General features: G+C 73.5%; 11 protein-coding genes. 5 read left to right on the top strand and 6 right to left on the bottom strand.

All coding sequences use genetic code 11. From position 1 onward, the window contains the following. Positions 1 to 68: 68 nt before the first annotated feature. Genes yczE through ACFQGU_RS09530 form a run of 3 tightly spaced genes read right to left on the bottom strand, consistent with a single transcriptional unit; the run spans position 69 to position 5401 of the window. Positions 69 to 782 (bottom strand): membrane protein YczE, encoded by a 714-nt coding sequence (gene yczE / locus ACFQGU_RS09540; RefSeq protein WP_386766050.1) that lies wholly within the window; start codon positions 780 to 782, stop codon positions 69 to 71. A gap of 55 nt (positions 783 to 837) precedes the next feature. Further along, entirely contained in the window at positions 838 to 4782 is a 3945-nt protein-coding gene (hrpA, locus tag ACFQGU_RS09535) for an ATP-dependent RNA helicase HrpA (protein ID WP_386766048.1), read from the bottom strand. 46 nt (positions 4783 to 4828) lie between these two features. Next, positions 4829 to 5401 carry a YdeI/OmpD-associated family protein gene (locus ACFQGU_RS09530; RefSeq protein WP_386766046.1) on the bottom strand — a complete coding sequence of 191 codons (573 nt, stop codon included), beginning with the start codon at positions 5399 to 5401 and terminating at the stop codon, positions 4829 to 4831. 580 nt (positions 5402 to 5981) lie between these two features. On the opposite strand from ACFQGU_RS09530, the gene ACFQGU_RS09525 reads away from it, so the two are divergent. The 3 genes from ACFQGU_RS09525 to ACFQGU_RS09515 all read left to right on the top strand — a co-directional run bounded on the left by ACFQGU_RS09525 (position 5982) and on the right by ACFQGU_RS09515 (position 9060). After that, positions 5982 to 7616 (top strand): amidohydrolase, encoded by a 1635-nt coding sequence (locus ACFQGU_RS09525; RefSeq protein WP_386766044.1) that lies wholly within the window; start codon positions 5982 to 5984, stop codon positions 7614 to 7616. Positions 7617 to 7701: 85 nt separating this feature from the next. Continuing rightward, positions 7702 to 8778 carry a WD40/YVTN/BNR-like repeat-containing protein gene (locus ACFQGU_RS09520; protein WP_386766042.1) on the top strand — a complete coding sequence of 359 codons (1077 nt, stop codon included), beginning with the start codon at positions 7702 to 7704 and terminating at the stop codon, positions 8776 to 8778. Next, positions 8779 to 9060 (top strand): MoaD/ThiS family protein, encoded by a 282-nt coding sequence (locus ACFQGU_RS09515; protein ID WP_386766040.1) that lies wholly within the window; start codon positions 8779 to 8781, stop codon positions 9058 to 9060. A gap of 78 nt (positions 9061 to 9138) precedes the next feature. Here the strand turns inward: ACFQGU_RS09515 and ACFQGU_RS09510 are convergent, their stop codons facing one another. From ACFQGU_RS09510 to ACFQGU_RS09500, 3 genes are all read right to left on the bottom strand, one after another. Continuing rightward, positions 9139 to 10857, bottom strand: coding sequence for a formate--tetrahydrofolate ligase (locus ACFQGU_RS09510; protein WP_386766038.1), 1719 nt, complete (start codon positions 10855 to 10857; stop codon positions 9139 to 9141). A 76-nt stretch (positions 10858 to 10933) separates the two neighbouring features. Further along, on the bottom strand, positions 10934 to 12427 hold the full coding sequence (locus tag ACFQGU_RS09505; protein WP_386766036.1) for a nuclease-related domain-containing protein: 1494 nt from the start codon (positions 12425 to 12427) through the stop codon (positions 10934 to 10936). Positions 12428 to 12551: 124 nt separating this feature from the next. Then, complete coding sequence (locus tag ACFQGU_RS09500; protein WP_386766034.1) at positions 12552 to 12896, bottom strand: hypothetical protein; 345 nt, start codon at positions 12894 to 12896, stop codon at positions 12552 to 12554. A 174-nt stretch (positions 12897 to 13070) separates the two neighbouring features. Here ACFQGU_RS09500 and ACFQGU_RS09495 point away from each other — a divergent pair, with 174 nt between their 5' ends. Together ACFQGU_RS09495 and ACFQGU_RS09490 are read left to right on the top strand one after the other, a co-directional pair. Further along, the gene (locus tag ACFQGU_RS09495) at positions 13071 to 14237 is read left to right on the top strand and encodes an exonuclease SbcCD subunit D (RefSeq protein ID WP_386766032.1); all 1167 of its coding nucleotides are present in this window, start codon (positions 13071 to 13073) and stop codon (positions 14235 to 14237) included. Then, positions 14237 to 17218 carry an AAA family ATPase gene (locus tag ACFQGU_RS09490; RefSeq protein ID WP_386766030.1) on the top strand — a complete coding sequence of 994 codons (2982 nt, stop codon included), beginning with the start codon at positions 14237 to 14239 and terminating at the stop codon, positions 17216 to 17218. Before ACFQGU_RS09495 ends, ACFQGU_RS09490 begins: the two co-directional genes overlap by 1 nt. Positions 17219 to 17305 lie beyond the last annotated feature (87 nt).

Below are 17305 nucleotides of genomic sequence, written 5' to 3'. Positions count from 1 at the left end.
CCGTCGTGCGGGAGCCGTCGAGAGCCCCTCCGGCGCCCCTGGCCGGACGGTCGACGACCCCTGACCGGTCAGGTCCGCGGTGCGTGCGGCTGCGCCGGCGGGACGACGTGGCGCACGAGCGTGAGGCCGAGGGCCACCGACTGTCCGATCAGCAGCGCGAACAGCGCGGTGCCGATGCCCACGGTGCCCCCGAGCAGCCAGCCGACGGTGAGCACCACGACCTCGATGCCGAGGCGGATCTGCGCGACCGGGCGGCCGGTGCGGTGGTGCAGACCGGTCATCCAGCCGTCGCGCGGCCCGGGACCGTGCCCCGCCGTGAGGTAGAAGCCGCTGCCGAGGCCGATGAGGCCGATCCCGACGAACACGAACACGTAGCGCAGGCCCAGGCCGCTCGGCACGGGCAGCCAGGCATACGCGAGGTCGAGCACGAGCGCGATGACCACGATGTTCGCGATCGTGCCGAGACCGGGCCTCTGCCGCAGCGGGATCCAGAGCAGCAGCACCAGCGTGCTCACGGCGAACGTGACCCAGCCGATCGACAGGTCGGTGCGGAGGCTGAGGCCCTGCGCCAGCACCGTCCACGGCGTGGCACCGAGGTCGGCCACGAGCAGGAAGGCCTCGCCGAGCCCGAACAGGACGAGCCCGAGCAGGAGCGAGAACACCGAGCCGGGCGTGGGCCGCCAGAACCGACGCGCGGTCCAGCGCGTGCGCGGGATGGTGGCCGAGCCCTTGAGGAAGAGCAGGATCCGGCGTAGGGCGGACTGCTCGGGCTCCTGGTGCATCCGCCTACCCAACCAGACGCCGCCAGCGCCCAGCACCGCCGTATCCCACCAGGGGTCAGGCGAGGAGGGCGTCGAGGGCCTTGTGGATGCGCTTGTCGCTGATCGGTGTGCGGGTGCCGAGGTTCTGCGCGAAGAGGTTCACCCGCAGCTCCTCGATCATCCAGCGCACCTCGTGCGCAGCCGGCGTCTCCCGCTCGGCGGGGTGCAGCGCGGCCAGCGTGTCGCGCCACTCGGAGGTCACCGCCTCGATCTGGCTCTGGCGCAGCCGGTCTCGGCCGGTGTCCTCGGGCGCTGTGTCGAGACGGCGTACGACGGCCCGCAGGTAGCGCACGAGGTCGGGCATCCGGTCGACCCCGGTGAGGGTGATGAAGCCATCGGGCAGCAGCGCGTCGACCTGGGTCTGCACGTCGCGGACGAGGTCGGCCAGCTTGGGCGAGGTGATCCCCGGCAGGCGCATCCGCACCTCGGTCGAGAGCTCGAGCGCGACGGCCGCCTGCCGCACCACGCGCAGCAGCTCGTCGCCGAGCCGGTCCTGCGCGGCGAGCAGCGCCGCGTCGTACGCCGGCCGCGTCCACGGCACGCCGTCGGAGAACCCGGGCGCCGCACCCGCGGCCGCCCGCGCGACACCGGCGTCGAGGCAGGCACCGAGCGCGTCGTCGAGCAGCGCCGGCACGGATCCGTGCGGCGTGTGCCCGAGCGCGATCTTCTCCTTCATGGTCAGCACCCCGACGACGTAGCGCACGGGCACCGGCGTCCGCAGCCTCATCAGCCTCCGCACGCCGGAGCGCATGGCCACCAGCTGCTCGGTGCGCGTGACGAGGACCCGGAGGTCGACGGCGTCACCGGTGTCGACGAGGGCGGGCCACCCCTGCACCACGTGCTCCCCGTGCGTCTCCTGCACCACGCGTGCGACGCCGTCCGCGGGGAACTCGGTGAGCCCGCGCACCTCGAGATCGCGCGAGGCGTGCGAGATCGTCTCGGCCACGGCCGGAGCGAGCTGCTGCTGCAGCGCCGCGAGGTCCTTCCCGGACGCGAGCTCGGCGCCGGCCTCGTCGACCACGCGGATCGTCACGCGCAGGTGGTCGGGGAGGGCCTCGGGCGCCCACGCGTCGTACGGCACCACGACCCCGGACATCCGCGTGAGCGTGTGGCCGAGGGCGTCGAGCAGGCCCCGCTCCCCCGGTGCCAGCGTCTGCAGCACGGCGCGCGCGGTGTCGGGCACCGGGACGAACGCGGTGCGGAGGCTCTTCGGCAGCCCACGGATGAGCGCCGTCACGACCTCCTCGCGCCGACCGGGCACCTGCCACAGGAAGTCGTCCGGATGCGCCTGCGGCAGAAGGGCGATGGGCAGGTCGACGGTGACGCCGTCGACGTCGCTGCCCGGCTCGAAGGCGTACGACAGCGGCAGCTCGACCTCGAACGAGCCGAACGACCACGACCGCGGGAAGTCGCTCTCCACGTCCTCGCCGACGCTGCGCACGAGGAGGTCGCGGGGGTAGGTCAGGAGGTCGGGGTGCTTGCGGCGCTCGTCGCGCCACCACCGGTCGAACGCGCGCCCGTCGCTGATCGTGCGCGGCAGCCGCTCCTCGAAGAACTCGACGAGCACCTCGTCGTCGACGAGGAGGTCGCGGCGTCGGACGCGATCCTCGATCTCGGCCACGTCGGACACGGCGCGCGCGTTGTCGCGCACGAAGCGGTGGTGCGAGTCCCACTCGCCGCCGACGAGCGCGTGCCGGATGAACAGGTCGCGTGACACCACCGGGTCGATGCGGCCGTACTGCACCGTCCGACCGACGACGAGGGGCACGCCGTACAACGTGACCCGCTCGTCCGCGACGACGGCCACGCGCTTCTTGCTCCAGCGCGGCTCGGAGTACGACCGCTGCACGAGGTCGCCCGCGATCTTCTCGACAGCCTCGGGATCCACCCGCGCGACGACCCGGCCGAACAGGCGCGAGGTCTCGACGAGCTCCGCGGCGACGGCGAACTGCGGCGGCTTGCGCGACAGCGCGGACCCGGGATGGATCGCCCACCGCGCGCCGCGGGCACCGAGGTAGTCGCGGCGCACGGGGTCGTACGAGCCGAGGTGCGACAGCAGTCCTGCGACGAGCGCACGGTGCACGGCGGCAGGGTCGTGCGCTCCGCCGTCCGCCGTGCCGAGCCGACCGACCTCGATCCCGAGGTCCTTGCACGCCTGACGCAGCTGGGAGTGGACGTCCTGCCACTCGCGCACCCGCAGGTAGTGCAGGTACTCGTCGCGGCACATGCGCCGGAAGTTGTTGCCGCTGCGCTCGCGCTGCTGCTCGCGCAGGTAGGTCCACAGCGCGAGGTGCGCGAGGAAGTCGCTCGTGGCGTCCCGGAAGCGCGCGTGCATCTGGTCGGCCTGCGCCTGCTTGTCGACCGGGCGCTCGCGCGGGTCCTGGATCGACAGGGCGCTCGCGATCACGAGCACCTCGGCGACGCAGCCCTGCGCCTCCGCCTCGAGCACCATGCGGCCGAGGCGCGGGTCGAGCGGGAGCCGGGCCAGGCGCCGCCCGATCTCCGTGAGCCGCAGCTCCTTCCCCGGCTCGAGCGCGTTCAGCTCGCGCAGGAGCTCGACGCCGTCGCGGATCTGGCGCGAGTCGGGCGGCTCGACGAACGGGAACCGCTCGATGTCGCCGAGGCCGAGCGCCGTCATCTGCAGGATGACCGAGGCGAGGTTTGTGCGCAGGATCTCCGGCTCGGTGAACTCCGGCCGGGCGAGGAAGTCCCCCTCGGAGTAGAGCCGGATCGCGATGCCGTCGGCCACGCGCCCGCAGCGGCCGCTGCGCTGGTTGGCGCTCGCCTGCGAGATCGCCTCGATCGGGAGCCGTTGCACCTTCAGCCGCGCGGAGTACCTGCTGATGCGCGCGGTGCCGGGGTCGACGACGTACCGGATGCCCGGCACGGTGAGCGAGGTCTCGGCGACGTTCGTGGCCAGCACCACCCGACGCCCGCTGTGCGGCTCGAAGACCCGGTGCTGCTCCTGGGCCGACAGGCGCGCGTAGAGCGGCAGGATCTCGGTGTCGCGCAGCTTCAGCCCGCGCAGCGCGTCGGCGGTGTCGCGGATCTCCCGCTCCCCCGACAGGAACACGAGGATGTCGCCGGGTCCCTGCCCCTGCAGCACCAGCACCGCGTCGCAGATCGCCGTCACCTGGTCGCGGTCGTCGCCGTCCTCGACGCCGTACGGCTCGTAGACGACGTCGACCGGGTAGGTGCGGCCGCTCACCTCGACGACCGGCGCTCCATGGAAGTGCTCGCTGAACCGCGCGGTGTCGATCGTGGCCGAGGTGACCACGATCTTGAGATCCGGCCGCCTCGGCAGGATCTCGCGCAGGTAGCCCAGCAGGAAGTCGATCGTGAGGCTGCGCTCGTGCGCCTCGTCGATCACGATCGTGTCGTAGCGCTCGAGCAGCCGGTCGTTCTGGATCTCGGCGAGCAGCACGCCGTCGGTCATCACCTTCACGAGCGTGCGGTCGCTCGAGTGGTCGGTGAAGCGCACCTGGTAGCCGACGGCCTCGCCGAGCTCGACGCCGAGCTCCTCCGCCACCCGGTCCGCGACGGCCCGCGCCGCGATACGACGGGGCTGCGTGTGCCCGATCTGCCCGACGACCCCACGGCCGAGCTCGAGCAGGATCTTCGGGATCTGCGTGGTCTTGCCGCTGCCGGTCTCACCGGCGATCACGACCACCTGGTGGTCGCGGATCGCGGCCGCGATGTCGTCGCGCCGCGCGCTGACGGGGAGATCCGGATACGTGATCGTCGGCACCGACGCACGCCGCGCAGCGATGCGCGTCTCGGCCCGCACGACGTCGGCGGCGATCGTGGCGAGCGACTGCGCGCGCTTGGCGTCGTCGCGGATCTTGCGGGCGCCCTCGAGCCGGCGTCCGAGCCGCCTGCGGTCGCGCAGCATCACGCCGTCGAGGCGGCTCCGGAGGTCCGCGACCGACGGCGCTGCTTCAGGGGGTACGTCGGCCGACATGACCTCGCCAGTCTAGGTCGCGGCCCCGTCCCCGTACGACGTCGAATCAGGGGTAGGGCTTGTCGCCTCGGGCGAGCATGGTGGCGAGGCGTTCGGCCGCGGCCAGGCGGCCCCTGTCGGTCTTCGGGGACGCCGCCCGGTGCAGGACGGCGAACCGGTTGCGGCTGTCGAGCGCCTCGAACGCCTCGCGCGCGCCAGGCGTGGCGTCGAACGCCGCGGCGAGCGACGGCGGCACCTCGGCGCGGCTCTGCGGGGCGTACGCCGCCGCCCACCGGCCGTCGGCCTTCGCGGCCTCGACCTCGGCGAGACCGGCGGGCGTCATGCGACCCTCGGCGATGAGCTTCTCTGCGTGCGCGCAGTTGACCTGCGACCAACGGCTGCGCGCACGTCGTGGCGTGAAGCGCTGCAGCCAGTAGCCGCTCCCGTCGTCGCCCTTCCTCTGCCCGTCGATCCAGCCGTGCGCCAGCGCCACCTGCAGCGCCTCGGCGTAGCCGATCCCAGGGTGGCCCGACGCCTTCATCGGCACGCGGAGCCAGACGCCGTCCGGCCCCGATCGCGCTGAGATCCACGCGGCGAAGTCGGCGGCGATCGCGAACGACAGCGCCTCTTCCTCAGCCATGCGCCCCACCCTCCACCGCCCGAGCCGGTCGGCGCGAGACTTCTGGGCCGTCAGCCGGCCAGGACCCCCCCCCAGCACGGCAAAGGCCCCCGCATCGTTGCGGGGGCCTTCGCGACATCTGTGGTCGACCCCGTCGGGGTCGACAGGGGGACTCAGTCGTCCCAGGGACCGAAGTCGTCCATGGCCTTACCTCTTTCCAATCGTTCCGGTCTGCGCACCGCGAGGCGGCGTCGTGCAGATCCGGGGTGTCCCGCGGGGACGAGCCGTCCTTCTCGCGGGTGCCGGTGCTGCTCGATCGAGCAATCGTGATGTGACTGAATGTCAGAACATCACACCGGCTGTATCGACAACGTTACGGGACATCTGAACAATTCCCCAATTCGTTTCGACGATCCGGGGCGCCCGCAGCCCGTTCGGAGCAGCGTCGTCCCAAGTCAGACGCATCGGGACCGCCCCCGGTTCCCGGCACTCGACCTGGCCTGGTGGGCTCTGACGGTGCCCTGGTGAGCGCGGTCACACCCCTCTGCCCCAGGATGGGCGGACCCCGGCCCGGGGCCGCCGCCGTCCGTGGAGGAGCCGCATGACCACGCCCGCCGACCTCGTGATCCTCGGCAGCGTCTACACCGGCGACGCCGTGCGCAGCTGGGCGCGCGGGATCGCCGTACGCGGCAACCGGATCGTCGCCCTCGGCACCGCGGAGCAGATGCATGAGCTCGTCGGCCCCACGACCCGCGTGGTCGACGCGGCGGGCAAGCTCGTCACCGCCGGATTCCAGGACTCGCACATCCACGCGCCGTTCGCAGGGCGCAACCGCCTGCACCTCTACCTGCTCGACACGCACGGCCGCGAGAACTACCTCGCCCAGATCAAGGAGTACGCCGACAGCCGCCCCGAGCAGCCGTGGATCAGCGGCGGTGGCTGGGCGATGGAGTACTTCCCCGGCGGCAACCCGCACAAGGACGACCTCGACGCGATCGTGCCCGACCGCCCGGTCTTCCTGTTCAACAAGGACACCCACGGCGCCTGGGTGAACAGCAGGGCGCTCGAGATCGCCGGCATCGACGACTCGGTCGCCGACCCGTCCGACGGCCGCTACGAGCGCGACTCCGAGGGCCGGCTCACCGGCATGCTCCACGAGGGCGCGGCGTACTCCTTCGAGGAGCGCTGGGTGCCCAAGCCCGACAAGGACGAGTGGAAGGCCGCGATCCGGGGCGCGCAGGAGTACCTGCACTCGCTCGGCATCACCGGGTGGCAGGACGCGTGGGTGACGCCCCAGACGCTCGAGGCGTACGCCGAGCTCGCGGCCGAGGAGCTGCTCACGGCCCGTGTCGTCGGCGCGCTGTGGTGGGACCGCCACCGCGGCGTCGAGCAGATCGCGGACCTCGTCGCCCAGCGCGAGCGCGGCACTGGCGGACGGTTCTTCCCGACGACGGTCAAGATGATGACCGACGGCGTGCTCGAGAACTACACGGGCTCGCTGCTCGCGCCGTACTGCGACGGGTGCGGGGGGCACACCGACAACGCGGGCCTGCAGTTCATCGAGCCCGAGATGCTGAACGCCGCGCTCGACCAGCTCACCGGCCTCGGGTTCCAGGTGCACCTGCACACGATCGGAGACCGCGCGGTGCGCCTCGCCCTCGACGCCATCGAGCACGCGATCGCGGTGCACGGCCGGCACGACCTGCGCCACCACCTGGCCCACGTGCAGGTCGTGCACCCCGACGACCTGCCGCGCTTCCGTGCGCTCGACGCCGTCGCGAACTGCCAGACGCTGTGGGCTCAGAGCGACGCGCAGATGGACGAGCTCACGGTGCCGTTCCTCGGCCAGGACCGGGTCGACCAGATGTACCCCTTCGGCGACCTCGCACGCAGCGGCGCCGTCCTCGCGATGGGCTCGGACTGGCCCGTGTCGACCGCCGACCCCCTCCAGCAGATGGAGGTCGCGGTCACCCGCGTGGGCACCGAGGACCGCTCGGTCGCACCCTTCCTGCCGCACCAGGCGATCTCGCTCGCGGAGGCCCTCGCGGGCTTCACCAGCGGGTCGGCGTACGTCAACCACGACGAGGCCGACGCGGGCACGCTCGAGGTGGGCAAGCGCGCCGATCTCGTGGTGATCGACCGCGACCTGTTCGCCCTCGACGCGGGGCCGATCGGCGACGCGAAGGTCGAGCTCACCGTCGCCAACGGCCGCGTCGTCCACGACACCCTGCGCTGACCCCCCTTTCGCCCGGGGCTGGGGGGTTTCCGTTGTCGGCGGGTCGGTCTAGCGTCGTGACCCTCGCTCTCAGGGAGGGATCGCCATGACGCACGTCGTCGCCGTCGGGACCCGTAAGGGGCTCTGGCTGCTGAGGTCCGAGGACCGCCGCACGTGGACCGCCGACGGTCCGCACTTCGCCATGCAGGAGGTCGCGTCGGTCGCGGTCGACACCCGCGGCGACCGTCCCCGCATCCTCGCCGGCGTGATGTCGTGGCACTGGGGCCCCACCATCGCGTGGTCGGACGACCTCGGTGCCACCTGGCACGAGACCGAGAACCGCGCCATCTCGTTCCCCGACGACACCGGGACCGCTCTGGGTCGCGTGTGGCAGATCCAGCCCGACACCGCCGATAGGCCCGGCGTCGTGTGGGCGGGGTGCGAGCCGACGTCGCTGTGGCGCAGCGACGATGGCGGCGAGGCGTTCTCGCTCGTCCGCGACCTGTGGGACCACCCGCACCGCCCGCAGTGGGCGCCGGGCTTCGGCGGTGCCGCTGTGCACACGATCGTCCCCGACCCGTCGTCCGACCGCGTCACCGTCGCGATGAGCACCGGCGGCGTCTACGTGTCCGACGACGGCGCCACGGGCTGGACGCCGCGCAACAAGGGCATCCACGTGACGTTCCTGCCCGACCCGTATCCGGAGTTCGGCCAGTGCGTGCACAAGGTCGCCGTCGACGCCGCGGGCCCGTCCGTCATGTACGCGCAGAACCACCACGGCGTCTACCGCACCGACGACGGCGGCCTGTCGTGGCGGTCGATCGCCGACGGCCTGCCGAGCGACTTCGGCTTCTTCGTCCTCGCCTCGCCGCGCGCACCCGGCACCGCCTGGGTCATGCCGCTCGTCGCCGACGGCGAGCGCTTCCCGGTGGGCGGGCGCATGCGCGTGCACCGCACGCGTGACGGCGGCGGCAGCTGGACCGAGCTCGGCCCGGGCCTGCCCGACGACGCGTGGACGGTCGTGCTGCGCGACGCCGCGTGCGTCGACCTGGCCGAGCCCACCGGCGTCTACCTCGGCACGCGGGACGGCTGCGTGTACGCCAGCACCGACGAGGGCGACACGTACTCGCTCGTGGCCGAGCACCTGCCCGACGTCCTGTCCGTGCGCGCCGCGGAGGTGTGAGTGGGCGTCACGCTGCGCCTGCCCACGGTGCTCGCCGACGTCGTCGGCGGTCAGCGGGTGCTCGACGTCGACCCGGCGCCTGCCTCGGTGCGCGCGCTGTTCGACGCGCTCGCGGCCTCGCACCCCGCGCTCGAGCGCCGCGTCCGCGACGAGCAGGGCGACCTGCGCCGCTTCGTCAACGTGTACGTCGGCGACGACGACGTCCGCCATCTCGACGGCCAGGCGACGCCGCTCGTCGACGGCGCCGAGGTGTGGATCCTCCCGAGCGTCGCCGGCGGCTGACCCACCCGTCACCCTGATCGATCCGTCGCTTCCCGGGCCGGGAATCGACGGATTGGCCAGGGTGAGCGAGGGGGTGGGCTAGGAGAGGCCGGTGATGTTGCCGTCGGCGTCGAGGTCGATGCGCTCGGCCGCCGGATGCTTGGCGAGGCCCGGCATCGTGCGCATGTCGCCGGCGATCGCGTAGACGTAGCCGGCGCCGGCAGCGACGCGCACCTCGCGCACCGGCATCCGCCAGCCGCGCGGCGCCCCGAGCAGCGTCGGGTCGGACGAGATCGACAGGTGCGTCTTGGCGATGATCACCGGGAACTCGCCGTACCCCAGGGCCTCGAACTGCTCCAAGCCCCTCTTCGCCGCCGGGCTGAGGTCGATGCCCGTGGCCCCGTACACGTCGCGCGCGACGTCGGTGATCTTGTCGACGAGCGACTCGTCGAGGTCGTAGGCGTAGCGGAAGTCGGTCGGCTCGGCCGCGGCCTCCTCCACGGCCTCGACCAGCGGCATCGCCCCCTTGCCGCCGAAGGCGACGTGCCGCGAGATGGCGAAGCGCGCGCCCGCAGCCTCGGCGATCTCGCGCACGACGTCGTGCTCGGAGTCGTGGTCGCCCGGGAACGCGTTCATCGCCACGACCGGCGAGACGCCGAACGAGCGCAGGATCTCGATGTGGTGGGCGAGGTTGGCAGCGCCCGCGCGGACGTCGTCCGGGTTCTCCGCCAGCATCTCCGGCGGCAGCGGCTTCCCGGGCGTCACGGTGAAGCGCCCGCTGTGCGCCTTGAGGGCACGGACCGTCGCCACCAGGACGGCGACGTCCGGGCGCAGCCCGCTCACGCGGCACTTCACGTCGAAGAACCGCTCGGCACCCATGTCCGAGCCGAAGCCGGCCTCGGTCACGAGGTAGTCGCCCATCCTCGAGCCGATGAGGTCGGCGATCACGCTGGAGTTGCCGGTCGCGATGTTGCCGAACGGACCGGTGTGTACGAGCGCAGGACCACCCTCGAGCGTCTGGAGCAGGTTGGGCGCGAGCGCGTCCTTCAGGATCACGGCCATCGAGCCGGCGGCCTTGAGCTGCTCGGCGGTGATCGGCTCGCCCTCGAAGGAGTAGGCGACGACGATGCGGCCGAGGCGGGCCCGCAGGTCGGAGAGGTCGGTGGCGAGGCTGAGGATCACCATGACCTCGCTGGCCGCGGTGATGTCGAACCCGCCCTGCCTCGGTACGCCGTCCATCCGCGCACCCAGGCCGACCACGACGTTGCGCAGCGCGCGGTCGTTGACGTCGAGCACCCGTCGCCACGCGACGCTGTGCGGGTCGATGCCGAGCTCGTTGCCGTGGTGCAGGTGGTTGTCGACCATCGCGGCGAGCAGGTTGTGCGCTGCCGTCACCGCGTGGAAGTCGCCGGTGAGGTGGAGGTTCATCGTCTCCATCGGCACGACCTGGCTGTAGCCGCCTCCGGCGGCGCCGCCCTTGATGCCGAACGTCGGCCCCATGCTCGGCTGCCGCAGCGCCACCGTGGCGCGGTACCCCCGTGCGACGAGACCCTGGGTGAGACCGACGGCCGTCGTGGTCTTGCCCTCCCCCAGAGGCGTCGGCGTGATCGCCGTGACGAGCACGTACGTGGCCTGCGGCCGGTCGGCGAGGTCGCGCGCCGCGGCGAGCGAGATCTTGGCGACGCTGCGGCCGTACGGCTCGAGGTGGTCGGGCCGCAGACCGGTGCCCGCCGCCACCTCCTCCAGCGGCCGCAGCTGCGCGGCGCGGGCGATGTCGAGGTCGGAGGGCAGGGGCTGGGGTGCGGACGTCGTCGTCACGCCGTCATCTTGCTCCGCCGCACCGCCCGTTCGCGTGCGAACGACGCTCGCGGCGCGACATTTCCTGATCGACGGGTCAGCCCGTGCGGACCTGCCACACGAGGTCGGCGCCGTCCTTGGCGCAGACGAGCGGCTTGTTCTTGGTCGTCGACCAGCCGAGCTCGTCGACCTTGGTGCACGGCTCGTCGAGCGTGGCGGTCACGCCGCGCAGCGCCCAGGTGCCGGTGCCCTGGTTGCAGGCGAGCGTCTCCCCCGTGCCGGACACCGCCTCGTCGGGCGGTGCGCAAGGGCCGCCGATCTCGGGCTCGACCGTCGACACGGGCCGAGGCGTCTGGCTCGCGGACGCCGTCGGCTCGGACATCGCCCGCTGCACGCCCGTCACGATGCTGGGCGCGACGAGCAGCACCAGCATGACCGACGCGACGACCGCGGCGATGGTGCGACCGCGCGAGCCGGAGCCCCCGCGTGCGGAGCGCTCGGGGCGCGACCGGCGTCCGCCGGAGGGACCGGTGACAGCGCGGCTGCGCGCCGCCGGCTGCGCGCTCGACTCCTGCGCGGCCTCGGGCTCGTGCGGCGACGCGATGGGCGCGGGGATGGGGGTGGACGCCGACACCTCGGCCACCGGGGGCGGCGCGGCCACGGCAGCGGTCGTGGGCACCGGGCGCAGCCCCAGCCCACGCTCGAGCGCCAGGGCGCGCCTGGTGTCCGGGGCGGGTGCGTGCGGCGCGATGGTGGTCCAGGCGTCCGACCAGCGCAGCGCGTCGTAGCCGACGACGACCTGGGTCTGGTGCAGCCGCGGCGGGAGCGACTCGAGCCAGTCGACGAGCGTGGTGGCCTCGACCACCGAGACGAAGTCGGGCGGGTGCGACACCGAGAGCCGGGCGCCGACCACGACGATCGTCGGGAACACCGACATCGCGAGGTCGGGGTACGCCGACAACGCCTCCTGCGCCTGCTGGGCGCCGTGCCGGGCGTCGGGCACGTACGACTGCTGGCGACCGTCCGCCACGACGGTGTCGCCGGCGACGTTGACGATGGTGCCGCGGTGGTTGCGGCTGAGGACCGTGAAGACGCCCGCTGGCCCGATGACCACGTGGTCGACGCCGGTGCCTGCGGCATTCGCGGGCACGGAGTGCAGCACGCGCCAGCGGCTGCCGAGCCGGTCGAGCGCGCTCGAGACCTCGAGCTCGCCGACGTACGACCGGGCCAGGGTGGTGAGCTCGTCGGGCATCCCGGCGCCCGGGGAGACTCCCCCCGTGGCCACGAGGCGTGCATGGAACGCCGCGAGCACGGTGTGGCCCGGCTCGTGCAGGGCCAGGTCGTAGCGCTGGGCGACGGCGGGGACGGAGGCCGCGGCACCCGTGCCGGGGGTGCCCATCTCGGGGATCGGGACGCCGCTCGCGAGGCGCGACCGGATCATCGGGGCGAGCCAGCCGGTGACCGACGGCTCGTACCACCACTCCTCGCCGGAGAGGCGGTCCATCCCCCACACGGCGTCAGGGCCGTCCAGGTACGCGAACACCCAGTCGCGTCCGCCCTGCACGGCACGGAAGAACCGGACCTCTCCCATACCCGTCCTTTCGACCGTCCGGAGCGTGGGCTGAAGGGATTGCGGTAACCCGTTTGCAGCAGTGAACGCCGTCCCGGGGCCCGATCGGGCCCGGTTCGCTGCCTCCCCGACGCCGGGGACCCCCTCAGCGCTCGGTGCGGGGCACGGTCGTGGCGCGCAGGGTCGTGACCGCCCCGATCACCACAGCCGCGATGGCGAGCACGAGCGACAGCACGAGCCGGGTGTTGGTCGAGGCTGCGCAGGCCGCCCGCACCGCCTCCGGAAGGGTGGCGGCCGACGGGTCGTAGCCCAGTGCCGGCGCCCAGCAGGCGACCTCGACACCGCCGAAGGAGACCGTTGGCGGCAGGAGCGCGAGCACCGCGGCGACCAGGGCGAGCCCGAGCGCGGCCGCGATCCCGACGGCGAACGACCGCCGGAACGCCGGCCGCTCGGGCTCGGGTGGGGCGTCGTCCGACCAGGCGCTGCTCATGGGGGCCATCGTGCAGGATCCCGCGCTCCCCGGCGTCGCGCGTGTCCCGGGTCGGTCGTGTCGGGGGCACCCCCTAGCGTCAGTGCTGGAGCCGACGCCGTGCTCCGCACCCGAGCAGCAGGGACGTCCGATGGCATCGCGCAGCAGCGCCCAGGCAGCACCGCGAGGTGCCGCGTGAGGCTGCTGCACACCTCCGACTGGCACCTCGGCCGCACGCTCTTCCAGACGAGCCTGCACACCGCGCACGAGGCCTTCCTCGCGTGGCTGCTCGAGACCGCCGTCGAGCAGCAGGTCGACGCCGTCCTCGTCTCCGGCGACGTCTACGACCGCGCCGTCCCCCCGCTCGACTCCGTGCAGCTGCTCGACCGCACCTTCCTCGCCTTCGCCGAGGCCGGGGTGCCGCTCGTCGTGGTGTCCGGCAACCACGACTCCGCCGTCCGCCTCGGCTTCGGCAGCGGGCTCGCCGAGGCCTCGCGCATCCACCTGCGCACCACGATCGCCGGCCTCGCCGAGCCCGTGGTGCTCACCGACGAGCACGGCGACGTCGCCGTCTACGGCATCCCCTACCTGCTGCCGGACTCCGCCAAGGACGCCCTCGGCGTCGAGCGCTCGCACGAGGCCGTGCTCGGCGAGGCCACCCGCCGGATCCTCGCCGACGCCGCGCAGCGCGGCATCGCGCGCACCGTCGTGCTCGCGCACGCCTTCGTCACCGGCGGCACCGTCACCGAGTCCGAGCGCGACCTCCGGGTCGGCGGCATCGGCGACTCCCCCGCGCACGTGTTCGACGGCGTCTCGTACGTCGCGCTCGGGCACCTGCACCGCCCGCAGCAGGTGAGCCTCGGGGGCAGCAGCACGGTGCTGCGCTACAGCGGCTCCCCGATCGCCTTCTCCTTCAGCGAGAAGGACGACACCAAGTCCGTGACCCTCGTCGAGATCGACGCCGACGGCGCCGTCATCACCAGCACCCTCGCGGCACCCGTGCCGCGGCCGCTGCGCGAGGTGCGCGGCCGGCTCGACGACCTCGTCGCACGCGCGGGCACCGACCTCGCCGACCTCGCCGAGGCCTGGGTCAAGGTCGTGCTCACCGACCCGAGCCGCCCGGCGGCGCCGATGGAGCGGCTGCGCGAGCACTGGCCGCACACGCTCGTCCTCGACTTCGCGCCGGATGGCTCCGCGGTGAGCGAGGAGACCGACCTCGCGCGCCTGCGGCGCACCACCGACCCCGTCGAGGTGTGCACGCTCTTCGTCGAGTACGTCGACCGCGTGCCGCCCACCGACGAGGAGGCCCTGCTGCTGCGCGACGCCGTCGAGGCCGTCCGGCACGCCGAGGTGAGCCGCTGATGCGCCTGCACTCCGTGCAGATCACGGCGTTCGGGCCGTTCGCCGGCACCGAGACGATCGACATGGACGCGCTCACCGCGAGCGGGCTGTTCCTGCTCGAGGGCCCCACCGGTGCGGGCAAGTCGACGATCCTCGACGCGATCACCTTCGCGCTGTACGGCGCCACCGCGGGCAGCGAGAGCTCAACCGACCGGCTCCGCTCGCACTTCGCGCCCCCCGAGGCGGTGCCGCAGGTCGTCCTCGAGCTCTCGGTCGGAGGCGAGCGGCTGCGGATCACCCGCGTCCCCGACCACCAGCGCCCGAAGAAGCGCGGCGAGGGCTTCACCGCCGAGAAGGCGAGCGTGCACCTCGAGCGCCTCGAGGCGGCCGGCTGGACGTCGGTAAGCAGCCACGTCCAGGAGGCCAACACCGAGATCCGCAACCGCGTCGGGCTCACTCCCGACCAGTTCACCAAGGTCGTGCTGCTGCCGCAGGGCGAGTTCGCCCTGTTCCTGCGTGCCGACGACGACACGCGCCGCACCCTGCTCACCCAGATCTTCGGCACCGGCCTCTACGACAGGGTCACGCGCGAGCTCGAGAGCCGTCGCACCGAGGCCGGACGCCAGCGCGAGGCGGCAGCCGCGGCGGTGGCACAGGCCCTGGCGGCAGCCGACGAGGCGGCGGGCATCGACGCCGGCGACGATCGCGCGCTCGTCGGCTCGCCCGAACCCGAGCGCCCCGCGCGGCTCGCCTCGATCGCCGACCACCTCGCCCGGGAGTCCGCCGCAGCGACGGCCGAGGAGACGGCTGCCCGCGCGGCGCTGGACATCGCCACGGCGGAGCACGCCGACCTGGAGCAGACGTCGGGGCGGGTGCACGACCTGGCGATGGCGCGAGCCGCTGCCGAGCAGCACCGCGCCACCCGCACCGAGCACGAGGCCCGGGCGGCCGAGCTCGCCGGTGCCCAGGCAGCCGTGCCGGTGCGCCTGAGGCTCGACGACCTCGAGGCGGCGGCGACGCGGCTCGCCACCGCCCGCTCAGCCCTCGAGTCGCTCACCGCCTCCTCCGGCACGACGGCGCTCGAGGGATCCGACGTGCACGAGGCCCGGGCCCGCGCCAGAGACGCCGAGGCCGCCGGCCTCGAGCACCTGGTCGTGCGCGAGCGCGAGCTCGCGTCCGCGGCCGCGGAGGTCGCCCGGCTGGCGGCCGAGCGCGACGCCGCAGCCGCGCGGCTGGAGGCGGCCAGGGCTGCCACGCTCGCTCTGCCGCAGCAGATCTCCGACGCCGTGGCCGCGCGCGAGGCGGCGGCGCTCCGGGCGGCCGGCGCGGAGGCGGCAGCGGCGGAGGTTGCGAGGCTCGAGATGCGCTGGAAGGCCGCCGGCGACCTCGCCGCTCTGCTCCCCCGGATCGAGGCGGCCACCGCAGCCGTCGCCCGCAGCCGCGAGGCCCGCCTGCGCACGCACGAGGCCTGGAACGACCAGCGCACCCGGCACCTCGACGGCATCGCCGCCGTGCTCTCGGCCGGTCTCGTCGAGGGCCAGCCCTGCGCGGTCTGCGGCGCCACCGACCATCCCTCACCCGCGCGACCCGCCGACGACGCGATCTCGGCCGACGACGTCGCGAGCGCGGAGGCGGCGTACGTCGAGGCGCAGCAGGCCGAGGCCGCAGCGCAGTCCGACCTCGACACCCTCGCCCTGCGTCAGGCCGAGCTCGGGGTGGCCTCAGCCGGCACCACTCCTGAGGCGGCCAGCGCAGAGCTGGCGGCCGGGCGGGCGGAGCTCGCGGAGATCCGCGCCGCCGCCGAGCAGCTCGGTGGGCTCGAGGCCCAGGTGCAGTCGCTCCGCACCGAGCTGGCGGGCCACGAGGCCGCCGTCGGTACGCAGACCACCGCGCTGGCCGAGGCCGCCGCCGCGCACGACGCCCGGGCACGGGCGCTCGCGGAGGCCTCCGCGGAGGTCGCGGCCGCACGCGGCGACCACGCCACCGTGGCTGCGCGGCAGCAGGCTCTCCGAGCACAGGCCGAGCACGAGCGCGCCACCGCGGCCGCCGTCTCGGCCGCAGCGCTCGCCACGGCGCAGCACGATGCCGCCCTCGAGGCCGCCACCGGAGAGGCGACCGAGGCCGGGTTCGCCGACCTCGACGCCGCCCGCGCGGCGCAGCGCACACCCGCCCAGATCGCCGCGCTGCAGGCTGCCGTCGACGACTGGTCGCGAGCGCTCGCCGCCAGCGAGGCCGCCGCTGCCGATCCCCGCTTCGCGGACGTGCTCACGGTGGACCTCGCGGAGGTCGGGGCCAGGCTGGCGACCGCCCGCGCCGCGCGCGACGAGGCCGGTGACCGGCACGCGCGGTCGACCGGGTCGGTGGCCACCACCGCCCTACGGCACCAGCGGTTCGTCGAGGCGCGCACCAAGGTCGAGCAGGCAGAGGCGATGCACGCCGAGGTCGTCACCGGCACGGCGGCGGTCACCCGGCTGGCGAGGCTCGCCAACGGCACGAGCGGCTCGATGCGCATGACGCTCACCACCTACGTGCTGCGTCGCTGGTTCGAGCAGGTCGTGCAGGCGGCCAACGTGCGGCTCGCCACGATGAGCGCCGGCCGCTACGAGCTCGAGCGCACCGACGAGTCGGACAGGAAGGTCGAGCGCACCGGCCTCTCGCTGCGCGTCGTCGACCGGCACACCGGCGAGAGCCGCAGCCCGAAGTCGCTGTCGGGCGGCGAGACCTTCTACACCTCGCTCGCCCTGGCCCTCGGTCTCGCCGACGTCGTCACCGCGGAGGCCGGCGGTGTCGAGCTCGACACGCTGTTCATCGACGAGGGCTTCGGCACGCTCGACCCCGAGACCCTCGACCAGGTGATGACGGTCATCGACGAGTTGCGCAACAACAACCGCATGGTCGGGATCGTGTCGCACGTCGCCGAGCTGAAGGACCGCATCACCGAGCGCCTCGAGGTACGCCGCACCGACCCGCAGGGGCCGTCGCACATCCGCCTCCACGCCTGATCGCCTCACGCACCGAACGGCCAGAAACCACAGCGACTTTCGGGCACTTCGGTGCGTGAGGCGGGCTCGGCGCAGGCTCCGGTGCGA

The organism is Longivirga aurantiaca, assembly GCF_042660085.1.
GTDB classification, from domain to species: domain Bacteria; phylum Actinomycetota; class Actinomycetes; order S36-B12; family CAIYMF01; genus Longivirga; species Longivirga aurantiaca.
The sequence above is the reverse complement of the archived record's forward strand: the minus strand, read 5'-3'. Positions and strand labels throughout refer to the sequence as shown.

Bases quoted from the DNA above. Each gene is read 5' to 3' on its own strand.
- yczE (WP_386766050.1), bottom strand. From the start codon at position 782: ATGCACCAGGAGCCCGAGCAGTCCGCCCTACGCCGGATCCTGCTCTTC.
- hrpA (WP_386766048.1), bottom strand. From the start codon at position 4,782: ATGTCGGCCGACGTACCCCCTGAAGCAGCGCCGTCGGTCGCGGACCTC.
- ACFQGU_RS09530 (WP_386766046.1), bottom strand. From the start codon at position 5,401: ATGGCTGAGGAAGAGGCGCTGTCGTTCGCGATCGCCGCCGACTTCGCC.
- ACFQGU_RS09525 (WP_386766044.1), top strand. From the start codon at position 5,982: ATGACCACGCCCGCCGACCTCGTGATCCTCGGCAGCGTCTACACCGGC.
- ACFQGU_RS09520 (WP_386766042.1), top strand. From the start codon at position 7,702: ATGACGCACGTCGTCGCCGTCGGGACCCGTAAGGGGCTCTGGCTGCTG.
- ACFQGU_RS09505 (WP_386766036.1), bottom strand. From the start codon at position 12,427: ATGGGAGAGGTCCGGTTCTTCCGTGCCGTGCAGGGCGGACGCGACTGG.
- ACFQGU_RS09500 (WP_386766034.1), bottom strand. From the start codon at position 12,896: ATGAGCAGCGCCTGGTCGGACGACGCCCCACCCGAGCCCGAGCGGCCG.
- ACFQGU_RS09490 (WP_386766030.1), top strand. From the start codon at position 14,237: ATGCGCCTGCACTCCGTGCAGATCACGGCGTTCGGGCCGTTCGCCGGC.